This is a genomic window from Pseudomonas sp. GW822-FHT02G04, from assembly GCF_058802085.1.
Genome location: NZ_JBXANU010000034.1, coordinates 1 through 13,181, shown reverse-complemented (window position 1 = coordinate 13,181; position 13,181 = coordinate 1). Strand labels below are relative to the sequence as shown.

The following is a 13,181-nucleotide window of genomic DNA, read 5'->3' as shown; positions in this document are numbered from 1 at the left end:
CGGTGCTTTCACCTGCGAAATGCGCCGTTGGCGAATATCCCCCATATGGCTGCACAGGCCGGCGATTACAAGTCTGCGCCCGACGGCCGTCACTACTCGTCGTTGCTGTTGCCGCGAAACTTGAACAAATCCCGGCGCTGTTTCTTGCTCGGTTTGCCGTCGGTGCTCACGCCCAACGCCCCGGCCTTGCGCATGGCCGCCGCCGCTTCGCGCTTGGCAATGCTGGCTTCGGTTTCGGCATACAGGGCCTGAGCTTCCGGCGCGCCACGACGCACGATCGACAACGCCTGGACCACCACCGTGCGTTCCTCGAAGCCGGCACGGATCTGAAACTCGTCGCCGATCCTCGGCTCCTTGCCTGGCTTGCAGCGCTCACCCCGGCAATGCACCTTGCCGCTTTCAATCGCGGCCTTGGCCAAGGCACGTGTTTTATAAAAACGCGCGGCCCACAACCATTTATCGAGACGGACCTTGTCGTCCTCTTCGCTTTTTTGTGCCATTGGATGACCTCATTCTGAAATATCGATGAACTGTACTACCGTTTCTGTCGTGCCATGAATCACAACGCCGTGGATTAGAATGCAGGCATTCCCCCCTGTTTGAGGGATGAAAATCCGGGCCGTAGATATCTGTCGCCTTTTACCCATTATTCTGCGTGAATACCGCGAATTCGGCCGCACATGGCCTGAGCGGTTTTTGCCGGTTGAGCACTTTTGAAGACATTTGACCATTTGACCGTTGTCGGTCTGCGCGAGTGGGTGGCGCTCCCGGATTTGGGAGTCGCGGGCCTTCGGGCAAAAATCGACACCGGCGCCAGTACCTCCAGCCTGCATGCCACCGACATCGAGCCGTTCGAGCGCGACGGCGAACAGTGGGTGCGCTTCACCGCGCACCTGGGCACGGTGGTGCAATTGCGGCACCGGCGCTGCGAAGCACCGCTGGTGACGATGAAAACCATTAAAAGCTCCAACGGCCACGCGCAGATGCGCTATGTGGTCAGTACCACCCTGGCCCTCGGTGATCGGGTCTGGCGGGTCGAGTTCACCCTCGCCTGCCGCAAGTCCATGCGTTATCGCCTGTTACTCGGTTCCAAAGCCCTGATCGACGGCCAGTTGGTGGTCAATCCGGGCATCAAATATGTACAAGACAAGCCGGTGTTCCCGGTATCTACCCTCTCCACAGGTGTTGCATGAAGATCGCTGTGCTGTCGCGGAACCCGCGTCTGTATTCCACCCGTCGCCTGGTCGAAGCCGGTATAGAGCGTGGCCATGAAATGGTGGTGATCGATACCCTGCGCGCCTACATGAACATTGCCAGCCACAAGCCGCAAATCCACTACCGCGGCAAACCGCTGGAGGGTTTCGATGCGGTGATCCCGCGGATCGGCGCATCGGTCACGTTTTATGGCTGTGCGGTGCTGCGCCAGTTCGAAATGATGGGGGTGTTTCCGCTCAACGAATCGGTGGCCATCGCCCGTTCGCGGGACAAACTGCGTTCCCTGCAATTGCTGTCGCGCCGGGGGATCGGTTTGCCGGTCACCGGTTTTGCGCACTCCCCGGATGACATTCCCGACTTGATCGAGATGGTCAACGGCGCGCCGCTGGTGATCAAGGTGCTGGAAGGCACCCAGGGCATCGGCGTAGTGCTGTGTGAAACGGCGACGGCGGCGGAGTCGGTGATCGAGGCCTTCATGGGCTTGAAGCAGAACATCATGGTTCAGGAGTACATCAAGGAAGCCGGCGGCGCGGACATTCGCTGTTTCGTGGTCGGTGACAAAGTGATCGCAGCGATGAAGCGCCAGGCCAAGCCGGGGGAGTTTCGCTCCAACCTGCATCGCGGTGGCAGTGCGAGCCTGATCAAGATCACCCCGGAAGAACGCATGACCGCGTTGCGGGCAGCGAAGGTCATGGGTTTGGCGGTGGCGGGGGTGGATATCCTGCGTTCCAATCATGGGCCGCTGGTGATGGAAGTGAACTCGTCGCCGGGACTGGAAGGGATTGAAACCACCACCGGGAAGAACGTGGCGGGGATCATCATTGAGCATCTGGAGAAGAATGGCGGGCCGAATATGACGCGGACCAAAGGTAAGGGTTGAGCCTGAAAAGATCGCAGCCTCGCTTCGCTCGACAGCTCCTACAGGATTGATCGTTCCCACGCTCTGCGTGGGAACGCCTCCACGGACGCTCCGCGTTCGGCTCTGGATGGGACGCGGAGCGTCCCGGGCTACATTCCCACGCAGAGCGTGGGAACGATCGGGTTAAACCGCATCCCGCGGCAACATTAACCCAAGCGGCAACCGCACCCGTGCTTCCAGCCCACCACCGGAGCGGTTGCGCAGCTCGACATTCCCGCCATGCATCGAGGCGATTCGCTTCACGATCGCCAGCCCCAACCCGGTCCCCTTCCCGCCCCGGGCCCGATCGCCACGGGTGAACGGGTTGAAAATCGCTTCCAGCTCCGACGGATCGATCCCCGCGCCACGGTCCATGACACTCAGCACCACATATGGCGCACTGGTATCCCCGGACACATAAGCCGCCACTTCCACTCCGCTGCCAGCGTGATGCAAGGCATTACCGATCAGGTTGTTCAACAGCCGCTTCATCGACACCCGACGCAACGGGAACGGCTGGATCGGTTCCAGACGCAAGTGCACTTTTTCCTCGTTCTGGTTGTACGGCGCGGCGACTTCGCGAACCAGATCGCTCAGGTCCACTTCTTCCACCAACTCGTCACGACCGTCGCGAATGAAGGCCAGGAACTGGTCAAGAATCGCGTCCATGTCTTCGATGTCGCGGATCATGTCGTCCGTCAGGTCGCTGTGATCGCCCATCAGTTCCAGGGACAGCCGCAAACGCGTCAGCGGCGTGCGCAGGTCGTGAGACACCCCGGCCAGCATCAGCTCGCGCTCACGCCCCGCCTGTTCGACGTCTTCGGCCATCTGGTTGAAGGCGCGATAGACCTCGGTCATTTCACTCGGCGTGTCGCTGATCGGCAGGCGCACACTGCGGCCCTGACCGAGTTGCCGTGCGGCATAGACCAGACGTTTCAACGGTTGATTGAGCTGGCTGACGAAAATCCACGCCGAAGCGGTCGACAACAAGCCGATGGCGAGGAACCAGCCGAGCACGTTCCAGATTTTCTGGCCGCGCAACGGATGCGGGTACAGCGGCACTTTCAGCCAGCCATCACCCAGGCTGGGCGCCCGGACCCACAGCGCCGGTGGCGAGTGCATGCGTAATCGTACTTCGGTGTCGGCACCCAGTTCGGCCTGCATCTGTCGCTGGTAGATCTCGCTGTACGGCCAGTGCTGCTCGCCTTCCGGCACACCGGCGCCCACCACCCGGATCAGGGTCGCGGCATCGGCAATTTTCGCGCGGTTCTCTTCATCGGCAGCCCAATAGGCGCGCAGCGTCAGGGCGACGCCGTGACTGTATTGGCGATCCACCAGCACGTCTTCGTTCATCAACAGATAAACCAGGGTCAGCGCCTTGGAGAACAGGACGACGATCAGCACCAGCCACAGGGTGCGGGAGAAGAAGCTCTGGGGGAACCAAACAGGGGTTTTCATGGGTAACCGCTACACACTTGCAGGAGCGAGCGATGCTCGCATATTGCGGATCGCGAGTCTGCGGGAAAGGTCATCCGACCCGTTACCCGCAGGACCCGCTCCTACAAATCACCGATCACTTCGTGGCGGCGCCATCCGGAACGAACACGTAGCCCACGCCCCAGACGGTCTGGATGTAGCGCGGTTTGGACGGATCGGGCTCGATCATCCGGCGCAGACGGGAGATCTGCACGTCGATGGAACGCTCCAGGGCATCCCACTCGCGGCCACGGGCCAGGTTCATCAGCTTGTCGCGGGTAAGCGGTTGACGAGCGTTCATGACCAGAGCCTTGAGCACCGCAAACTCACCGGTGGTGAGCATGTGCACTTTGTCGCCACGCTTGAGTTCGCGGGTGGCCAGGGACAGTTCGTAGTCACCGAAGGTCACGCTTTCGTCTTCGCTGCCCGGCGCACCCGGCACAGGTGCTGCCTGGCGCCGCAGCACCGCTTTGACCCGGGCCATCAGCTCGTCCGGGTTGAACGGCTTGGCCAGGTAATCATCGGCGCCCAGTTCCAGGCCCTTGATGCGGCTCAGCTCGTCGCCCTTGGCGGTGAGCATGATGATTGGAATCTGATTGTTCGCCGTGCGCAGGCGGCGACAGGCGGTCAGGCCGTCTTCGCCGGGCAGCATCAGGTCGAGGACGACCAGGTTGAACACTTCACGCGCCAGCAGGCGGTCCATTTGTTCGGTGTTCGGGACGGCGCGGGCACGGTAGCCCTTGCTGACGAAAAAGCGTTCCAGCAGGCTGCTCAGCCCTGGATCGTCGTCAACAATAAGAATTTTTTCGCCTTCAGCAGTTTGTGCAGTGCTGCTCATTGGATGCTCCTTTGATCTCGGCGCGCATTATGGCGTAGCTGCCGTTATACGCACCGTGTGCATTGTTAGCAGATTTTTCCTTCACCGCCAGAAAACCAGCCTTTTCGCCTACAGCCTGCAATGCCCCCGAATGACCGAACGCTGGTTATAATGCGCGGCCTTTTGTGTCAGGCAACGTCTGATCGTTATTGCCGGTAACCACTTTTTATTTTCATGGCGCTGGCAGTAATTGTTCGATTTCACGGGTCAACGGCAAGCCTGTTGATCCAGGTAGCGGCGCTCGCCAGGCCGCTCAACCAGACTCGCGAAGGCCCTATTTCCGCGCCTGCGAGCCTGCTTTCACAATTTGTCAGGTGGTTTTATGGACAGCATCAACAGCCGCATCGCCGAGGAACTCGGCGTCCGCCCACAACAGGTCGAAGCGGCCGTCGCGCTACTCGATGAAGGCTCCACGGTGCCCTTCATCGCCCGCTACCGGAAAGAGGTGACCGGCAGCCTCGATGACACGCAACTGCGTCATCTGGAAGAGCGTCTGCGCTACCTGCGAGAACTCGACGAACGGCGTATCAGCATCCTTGCCAGCATCGAGGAGCAAGGCAAGCTGACCCCTGCACTTGAGCGCGACATCAAGCTCGCCGACACCAAGACCCGCCTCGAAGACTTGTACCTGCCGTACAAGCAGAAGCGCCGCACCAAGGGCCAGATCGCCCTGGAAGCCGGCCTCGGCGAACTGGCCGACGGCCTGTTCAACGATCCGACCCTGAACCCGGAAACCGAAGCCGCGCGCTTCATCGACGCCGAAAAAGGCGTGGCCGATGCGAAGGCTGCCCTCGAAGGCGCCAAGTACATCCTCATGGAGCGCTTCGCCGAAGACGCCGGTCTGCTGGACAAGTTGCGCAACTACCTCAAGCAGGAAGCCACCCTCAGTGCCCGCGTGATCGCCGGCAAGGAAGAGGAAGGCGCCAAGTTCCGCGACTATTTCGAACACGACGAACCGCTGAAAAGCATGCCGTCCCACCGCGCGCTGGCGATTTTCCGTGGCCGCAACGAAGGCATTCTCAGCTCCGCGCTGAAAGTCGGTGACGAGCTGCCGGGCACCATGCACCCGTGCGAAGGCATGATCGGCCAGCAATTCGGCATCCAGAACCAGAACCGCGCCGCCGACAAATGGCTGGGCGAAGTGGTGCGCTGGACCTGGAAGGTCAAGCTCTACACCCACCTGGAAACCGACCTGCTGGGCGAGCTGCGCGATGGCGCGGAAACCGAAGCGATCAACGTGTTCGCCCACAACCTGCACGACCTGCTGCTGGCCGCGCCGGCCGGCCCGCGTGCCACCCTGGGCCTCGACCCGGGCCTGCGCACCGGCTGCAAGGTCGCCGTGGTCGACTCCACCGGCAAGCTGCTGGACCACGCCACGGTTTACCCGCACGTGCCACACAACAAGTGGGACCAGACCCTCGCCGTGCTCGCCGCCCTGTGCGCCAAGCATTCGGTGGACCTGATCGCCATCGGCAACGGCACCGCCAGCCGCGAAACCGACAAACTGGCCGCTGAACTGATCAAAAAATACCCAGCCATGAAGATGACCAAAGTCATGGTCTCCGAGGCTGGTGCATCGGTTTACTCGGCCTCGGAACTGGCTTCCAAGGAATTCCCGGACCTGGACGTGTCGATCCGTGGCGCGGTGTCCATCGCTCGTCGCTTGCAGGACCCGCTGGCCGAGCTGGTGAAAATCGATCCGAAATCGATCGGCGTTGGCCAATACCAGCACGACGTGTCGCAGCTGAAACTGGCGCGCGGCCTGGACGCGGTGGTCGAAGACTGCGTGAACGCCGTGGGCGTGGACGTCAATACCGCCTCCGTGGCGCTGCTGGCGCGCATCTCCGGCCTCAACGCGACCCTGGCGCAGAACATCGTTGCCCACCGCGACGAGCACGGTGCGTTCAAAACCCGTGCGGCCCTGAAGAAAGTCGCCCGCCTGGGTGAAAAAACCTTCGAACAGGCCGCCGGCTTCCTGCGCGTGATGAACGGCGACAACCCGCTGGATTCGTCGGCGGTTCACCCGGAAGCCTATCCGCTGGTGCAGCGCATTGCCGCTGAAACCGACCGTGACATTCGCTCGCTGATCGGCGACGCCGCGTTCCTCAAGCGCCTTGATCCGAAGAAGTACACCGACGAAACGTTCGGCCTGCCGACGGTCACCGACATCCTGCAAGAGCTGGAAAAGCCTGGCCGCGACCCGCGTCCCGAGTTCAAGACCGCCGAGTTCCAGGACGGCGTCGAAGACCTCAAGGACCTGCAACTGGGCATGATCCTCGAAGGCGTGGTCACCAACGTGACCAATTTTGGTGCCTTCGTCGACATCGGTGTGCATCAGGACGGTCTGGTGCACATTTCCGCGCTGTCGGAGAAGTTCATCAAGGATCCGCGCGAAGCGGTGAAGGCCGGTGATGTGGTCAAAGTGAAGGTCATGGAAGTCGATATCCCGCGCAAACGCGTTGGCCTGTCGATGCGCATGAGCGACACCCCGGGCGAGAAAATCGACGGCGCTCGCGGTGCACGTCCGGGGTCCGCTCCGCGCCAATCCCAGAACACCGCGCCACGTAAGGAAACCCCGGCAGCGGCTCCGACCAACAACGCCATGGCGTCGCTGTTCGCCAACGCCAAGCAGTTGAAGAAACGCTGATGGAGATCCCGGCCGGCTTGACCGAAAGCGCGTTTTTCAAGCTGCTGGGGTGTCGCTTGCACAGCCTTGAAACCGGGGTGGCGCAAGTCGCCCTGGCGCTGGAGCCGCAGTTGCGCAATCGCGGCGGCAAACTGCACGGCGGGGCCTTGTTCAGTCTGGTGGACATTGCCATGGGGCTGGCCTGCTCCAGCACCCATGGCTTTGACCAGCAGAGCGCGACCATCGAGTGCAAGATCAACTACATCCGCGCCGTCGCCGACGGTGAGGTGATGTGCACGGCCAGGGTGATCCACCCGGGCCGCCGCACGCTTGTAGTCGAGGCCGATGTGATGCAAGGCGACAAACTGGTCGCAAAAGCACAAGGCACGTTCGCTGTCCTGTAGCCCCCAATCATCAATTTGAGTTAATTTCGGCGCTGTGACTACAGCGTCGGAGTTTTCTGCGCTCATGTCTGCCAGATTCAAGGATTGAAGTTGGCCTTTCAATACGGGCCTGTATGGCTCAAGAACCAGGCGAAAACGCCAGTTTCAACTTCACCCTTGTAGACCGTCTTGCCCACCCCCATATTGGGGCGACTGACGCGTGAAGGAATCCAACTTGAGCGAACTTCTCAACCGCCGCCTGGCTCTGCTCGGCGAGCGCGCTAACCTCTCTCTGCTCGAACAGTGCCTTCACGGCATCGAACGTGAATGCCTGCGCGTGACCGGCGAAGGTCGCCTGGCGCAAACACCGCACCCCGAAGCACTGGGTTCCGCGCTGACCAACGAACAAATCACCACCGACTATTCCGAGTCGCTGCTGGAGTTCATCACGCCAGCCCTGCCAGACCCGGCGCAGATGCTGGCGAGCCTGGACAGTATTCACCGTTTTGCCTACAGCAAGCTCGGCAACGAGTACCTGTGGAGTCCATCGATGCCGTGCCCGTTGCCGGCCGAGGAAGACATCCCGATCGCCTATTACGGCACCTCCAACATCGGTCAGCTCAAGTACGTCTATCGCAAGGGCCTGGCCCTGCGTTACGGCAAGACCATGCAGTGCATCGCCGGGATCCACTACAACTTTTCCCTGCCGGAAAAGCTCTGGCCGCTGCTCAAAGAGGCTGAAGGCTTTGACGGCACCGACCGCGATTTCCAGTCGTCGGCCTACATTGCGCTGATTCGCAACTTCCGTCGCTACAGCTGGCTGCTGATGTACCTGTTCGGCGCATCCCCTGCACTGGACGCCGGTTTCCTGCGCGGTCGCTCGCATCAGCTGGAACAACTGGATCCGGACACCTTGTACCTGCCGTACGCCACTAGCCTGCGCATGAGTGATCTGGGTTACCAGAGCAACGCCCAGGCCGGTCTGACGCCGTGCTACAACGACCTGACCAGCTACACCGACAGCCTGCGCAAAGCGGTGGCTACGCCGTATCCACCGTACGTCGAGGTGGGTACGCACAAGGACGGTGAGTGGGTTCAGCTCAACACCAACATCCTGCAGATCGAAAACGAGTACTACTCCAACATCCGTCCGAAGCGCGTGACCTACACCGGCGAACGGCCGATTCAGGCGCTGGTGGCCCGTGGCATCCAGTACGTTGAAGTCCGCTGCCTGGACATCAACCCGTTCCTGCCGATGGGCATCGACCTCACCGAATCACGGTTCCTCGACGCTTTCCTGCTGTACTGCGCGCTGAACGACAGCCCTCTGCTGACCAGTACCAGCTGCGGTAACGCAACGTCGAACTTCCTCAGCGTGGTCAAGGAAGGTCGTCGTCCGGGCCTGCAGCTGCAACGCGACGGTCAAGCGGTGGACATGAAGGAATGGGCCGGCGAATTGCTGGAAAAGATTGCGCCACTGGCGGCGCTGCTGGATCAGAGCCATGGCGGTGATGCCCACAGCAAGGCGCTGGACGCCCAAATGGCCAAGGTCCAGGATTCGTCCCTGACGCCATCGGCCCAGGTGTTGGCGGCAATGGCCGAACACAAGGAAAGCTTCGCCCAGTTCTCCTTGCGCCAAAGCCAGGTGCATGCGGAGTTTTTCCGCAGCGAGCCGCTTTCAGGCGAAGAACAGGCCAGGTTTGAAGAGCTGGCGCGTTCGTCGTTGGCTCAACAGGCTGAGCTTGAACAGAACGAAGTCGGCGATTTCGATGTGTTTGTCGGGTCGTATCAGGCGAGCATTCTGGCGATCAGCAATTAGACGTAAACCTCTGTGGCGAGGGAGCTTGCTCCCGCTCGGCTGCGCAGCAGCCGTAAAATCTGCGACGGTGTTTAATCTGACACAACACCTTCGCTGTTTTTGGGAGTCCTTCGGCCTCCAGCGGGAGCAAGCACCCTCGCCACAAGAGCAATACACGACTATTCTCCCTTAGAATTTTCCGCTCATAAGCTCATTCTAAAAAGTTATTTATTTTAGGTTTCTTATATCATTTAGTCTCCTTTCACGCCGACTCTCGGTCGCCTGACAAGGAGCTTCCCGATGAAACTGACTTTCCCCCTTCGCCTCCTGGCAGCCGCGTCGTTGGCTGCGGCGAGTTTCCTGGCTCAGGCGGCAGATGTGACCGTCGCCTACCAGACCACCGTAGACCCGGCCAAAGTCGCCCAAGCCGACGGCGCCTACGAAAAAGCCACCAAAGCCGATATCAGCTGGCGCAAATTCGATAACGGCGCCGACATCATCGCCGCCATCGCTTCCGGCGACGTGCAGATCGGCTACCTCGGTTCCAGCCCCCTGACGGCGGCAATCACCCGCAAAGTCCCGGTGGAAACCTTCCTCATTGCCACCCAGATCGGCGCTGCCGAAGCCTTGGTCGCGCGCGACGGTTCCGGGATCAAGACCCCGCAAGACCTGATCGGCAAGAAAGTCGCCGTACCGTTCGTCTCTACCGGCCACTACAGCCTGTTGGCCGCGCTGAAACACTGGAACATTGACCCGTCGAAAGTCACCGTGCTCAACCTCGCGCCGCCCGCCATTATCGCGGCGTGGAAACGCGGTGACATCGACGCCACCTACGTGTGGGACCCGGCCCTCGGAGTGGCCAAGGAAAACGGCAAAGTGCTGATCACTTCCGGTGAGTTGGCCAAGTTCGGCGCGCCGACCTTCGACGCCTGGATCGTGCGCAAGGACTTCGCCCAGAAGCATCCGGAAATCGTCACCGCATTCGCCAAAGTGACCCTCGATGCCTATGCCGACTACCGCAAGGATCCGCAAGCCTGGCTGGCCAACCAAAGCAACGTCGACAAACTGGTGAGACTCTCCGGCGCCAAGGCCAGCGATATTCCGCTACTGCTGCAAGGCAACGTGTATCCGCTGGCGGCTGATCAGGTGATCACCCTCGGTGCGCCGACCACCAAGGCCATCACCGACACCGCGGTGTTCCTCAAGGAACAGGGCAAGGTCGAGGCCGTGCTGCCGGACTACGCGCCGTACGTCAGCGCCAAGTACATCACCAACTGATCGGGAGTTAACCGCGATGGCTTTGCTACAGCTGGAGCGCATCAGCGCACAGTACCCAGGCAGCACGGAACCTGTGCTGGCGGATATTTCCCTGAGCCTTGGGCCCCAGCAGTTGCTGGTCGCCCTCGGCCCCTCCGGCAGTGGCAAGACTTCGCTGTTGAACCTGATTGCCGGTTTCGTCGAGCCCAGCGCCGGGTGCATCACCCTTGACGGCGTGCCGGTCAAAGGCCCGAGCGCCGAGCGCGGCGTGGTGTTTCAGGATGACGCCCTGCTGCCTTGGCAGGACGTGCTGGCCAACGTCGCTTTCGGCCTGGAACTGGCCGGCATTCCCCGGGACAAACGTGAAATCCGCGCCCGGGAAATGCTCGCGCTGGTGGACCTTTCCGGCTTCGAAAACCGCCGCATCTGGCAACTCTCGGGCGGGCAGAAACAACGTGTTGGCCTCGCCCGCGCCCTCGCCGCCGACCCTCGGGTGTTGCTGATGGACGAACCCTTCGGCGCCCTGGATGCCTTCACCCGCGAACAGATGCAGGAGCTGCTGTTGCAAGTCTGGCAACGCACCGCTAAACCGGTGTTCCTGATTACCCACGATATTGAAGAAGCGGTGTTCCTCGCCACCGACCTGATTCTGCTGGCGCCGAATCCCGGGCAAGTCGTCGAGCGTCTGAGCCTGGATTTTGGCCAACGTTACGCCGCAGGGGAATCGGCGCGCTCGATCAAGTCCGACCCACGCTTTATCGAAACCCGCGAACACGTGCTCGCCAAAGTGTTTTCCCAACGCAGTGCCGTCCAGCGGCAGGAGCGCGCATGAGCAGTTATGGAATTCCCGCCGCAACGGTGAAACCCGGTTCAAAGGTGAAGGGCTCGGCGGTGATTGCGCTGCGCCGCCGTATCAGCACGCGCGGGATCAGTGTGTTGACCCTGATCGCACTGTTGACGATCTGGTGGGCCGTCACCGCCACCGGGTTGATCGAACCGCTGTTCCTGCCGCCCCCCTCCGCAGTGCTGCAAAAAGGCTGGTTGCTGGTGACCAGCGGCTACATGGATTCGACCTTGTGGCAGCACTTGGGCGCGAGCCTCAGCCGCATCGGTTTGGGCCTGGGCTTCGCGGTACTGACCGCCGTGCCGGTCGGCATTGCCATCGGCCACAACCGCATTGCTCGCGGCATTCTCGATCCGCTGATCGAGTTTTACCGCCCGATTCCGCCCCTGGCCTATTTGCCGCTGATCGTGATCTGGTGCGGCATCGGTGAGCTGTCGAAAGTGTTGCTGATCTACCTGGCGATCTTCGCCCCGATTGCCATCGCCACCGCCACCGGCGTACGCACCGTCGACCCGGCGAAATTGCGCGCTGCACAGTCGTTGGGTGCGACTCGGGCGCAGTTAATTCGCCATGTGATTCTGCCCAGTGCCTTGCCGGACATTTTGACCGGTGTGCGCATTGGTTTGGGGGTGGGTTGGTCGACGCTGGTGGCTGCCGAGTTGATCGCCGCCACCAGCGGTCTGGGCTTCATGGTGCAGTCGGCGGCGCAATTCCTGGTCACCGATGTGGTGGTGCTGGGGATTCTGGTGATCGCGCTGATCGCCTTCGCCATGGAAATGGGCCTGCGCGCCCTGCAACGCAAACTGGTGCCGTGGCATGGCCAGGCTCACTGAATATTCATGTGTCGACACCCCGGATTGAAGAGAACCACCATGAGCCACCTGACTATCGCCCCTTTAAGCTGCGCCCTCGGCGCGCAAATCAGCGGCGTCGACATCAGCCAGCCGCTGAACGTGGAACAACGCGACGCCATCGAGCAGGCGCTGCTCAAGTATCAGGTGCTGTTCTTCCGTAACCAGCCGATCGAGCCACAGCAACAGGCGCGATTCGCCGCCTATTTCGGCGACCTGCATATTCATCCGATCTACCCGAACGTGCCGGAACAACCGGAAGTGCTGATCCTCGACACCGCCGTCACCGACGTGCGGGACAACGCGATCTGGCACACCGACGTGACGTTCCTGCCGACCCCGGCGATGGGCGCGGTGCTCAGCGCCAAGTTGTTGCCGGAGTTTGGTGGCGACACCCTGTGGGCCAGCGGCATTGCGGCGTACGACGCGTTGTCGGCGCCGATGAAAACCTTGCTCGAAGGACTCACTGCCACTCACGATTTCACCCGCTCGTTTCCACTGGAGCGCTATGGCAACACACCTGAAGCACTGGCCCAATGGGAAGAAGCCCGGCGCAAAAATCCGCCGCTGTCACACCCGGTGATTCGTACGCACCCGGTGAGCGGGCGTCGTTCGTTATTCGTCAATGAAGGGTTCACGTCGAAGATCAACGAGTTGTCGGAAACCGAGAGCGAAGTAGTTCTGAAGTTCTTGTTCGCCCACACCACACGGCCGGACTTCACCATTCGCTGGCGCTGGCAGAAAGACGACATCGCGTTCTGGGACAACCGCGTGACCCAGCATTACGCAGTGGATGATTACCGCCCGGCACGGCGGGTGATGCAGCGGGCGACGGTGTTGGGGGATATGCCGTTTTTCCGGTGAGCCGATCGTTCCCACGCTCCGCGTCACTAGTGTCCGGTAAAACCTTTTCAGAGCTGAAGGCTGCCTTGGGCAGCCTTCAGCTCTGTTCGCTT

12 protein-coding genes are annotated in these 13,181 nt (G+C 61.2%); 9 read left to right on the top strand and 3 right to left on the bottom strand.

Annotated features, from left to right (window positions below; genetic code table 11):
- Positions 1 to 92: 92 nt before the first annotated feature.
- Positions 93 to 500, bottom strand: coding sequence for an RNA-binding S4 domain-containing protein (locus AC1RO5_RS27880; protein ID WP_305479719.1), 408 nt, complete (start codon positions 498 to 500; stop codon positions 93 to 95).
- Between the two features lie 213 nt (positions 501 to 713).
- Here AC1RO5_RS27880 and rimB point away from each other — a divergent pair, with 213 nt between their 5' ends.
- The gene (gene rimB / locus AC1RO5_RS27875; RefSeq protein WP_018929317.1) at positions 714 to 1,193 is read left to right on the top strand and encodes a retropepsin-like aspartic endopeptidase RimB; all 480 of its coding nucleotides are present in this window, start codon (positions 714 to 716) and stop codon (positions 1,191 to 1,193) included.
- Positions 1,190 to 2,095, top strand: coding sequence for a 30S ribosomal protein S6--L-glutamate ligase (gene rimK, locus AC1RO5_RS27870; protein ID WP_007903081.1), 906 nt, complete (start codon positions 1,190 to 1,192; stop codon positions 2,093 to 2,095). The genes rimB and rimK overlap by 4 nt, the downstream gene beginning before the upstream one ends.
- Before the next feature lie 162 nt (positions 2,096 to 2,257).
- Here the strand turns inward: rimK and AC1RO5_RS27865 are convergent, their stop codons facing one another.
- Both AC1RO5_RS27865 and ompR read right to left on the bottom strand, forming a co-directional pair.
- A complete protein-coding gene (locus tag AC1RO5_RS27865) occupies positions 2,258 to 3,571 on the bottom strand; it encodes an ATP-binding protein (RefSeq protein ID WP_007939543.1) in 1,314 nt (437 codons plus the stop codon).
- 115 nt (positions 3,572 to 3,686) lie between these two features.
- Entirely contained in the window at positions 3,687 to 4,427 is a 741-nt protein-coding gene (gene ompR, locus AC1RO5_RS27860; RefSeq protein WP_007939544.1) for an osmolarity response regulator transcription factor OmpR, read from the bottom strand.
- 361 nt (positions 4,428 to 4,788) lie between these two features.
- Here ompR and AC1RO5_RS27855 point away from each other — a divergent pair, with 361 nt between their 5' ends.
- From AC1RO5_RS27855 to tauD, 7 genes are all read left to right on the top strand, one after another.
- Positions 4,789 to 7,113 (top strand): Tex family protein, encoded by a 2,325-nt coding sequence (locus tag AC1RO5_RS27855; RefSeq protein ID WP_493178854.1) that lies wholly within the window; start codon positions 4,789 to 4,791, stop codon positions 7,111 to 7,113.
- Positions 7,113 to 7,496 carry a PaaI family thioesterase gene (locus tag AC1RO5_RS27850; RefSeq protein ID WP_258671961.1) on the top strand — a complete coding sequence of 128 codons (384 nt, stop codon included), beginning with the start codon at positions 7,113 to 7,115 and terminating at the stop codon, positions 7,494 to 7,496. Before AC1RO5_RS27855 ends, AC1RO5_RS27850 begins: the two co-directional genes overlap by 1 nt.
- A gap of 214 nt (positions 7,497 to 7,710) precedes the next feature.
- Positions 7,711 to 9,294: a glutamate--cysteine ligase gene (gene gshA / locus AC1RO5_RS27845; RefSeq protein WP_019651507.1), complete on the top strand. Its 1,584-nt coding sequence runs from the start codon at positions 7,711 to 7,713 to the stop codon at positions 9,292 to 9,294.
- A gap of 279 nt (positions 9,295 to 9,573) precedes the next feature.
- Positions 9,574 to 10,551: a taurine ABC transporter substrate-binding protein gene (tauA, locus tag AC1RO5_RS27840; protein WP_493178852.1), complete on the top strand. Its 978-nt coding sequence runs from the start codon at positions 9,574 to 9,576 to the stop codon at positions 10,549 to 10,551.
- Positions 10,552 to 10,567: 16 nt separating this feature from the next.
- The gene (tauB, locus tag AC1RO5_RS27835) at positions 10,568 to 11,362 is read left to right on the top strand and encodes a taurine ABC transporter ATP-binding subunit (RefSeq protein WP_493178850.1); all 795 of its coding nucleotides are present in this window, start codon (positions 10,568 to 10,570) and stop codon (positions 11,360 to 11,362) included.
- Complete coding sequence (gene tauC / locus AC1RO5_RS27830) at positions 11,359 to 12,207, top strand: taurine ABC transporter permease TauC (RefSeq protein ID WP_493178848.1); 849 nt, start codon at positions 11,359 to 11,361, stop codon at positions 12,205 to 12,207. The genes tauB and tauC overlap by 4 nt, the downstream gene beginning before the upstream one ends.
- A 39-nt stretch (positions 12,208 to 12,246) precedes the next feature.
- Positions 12,247 to 13,089, top strand: a complete 843-nt coding sequence (tauD, locus tag AC1RO5_RS27825; RefSeq protein ID WP_493178846.1) for a taurine dioxygenase — start codon at positions 12,247 to 12,249, stop codon at positions 13,087 to 13,089.
- The last annotated feature ends 92 nt before the right edge of the window (positions 13,090 to 13,181 follow it).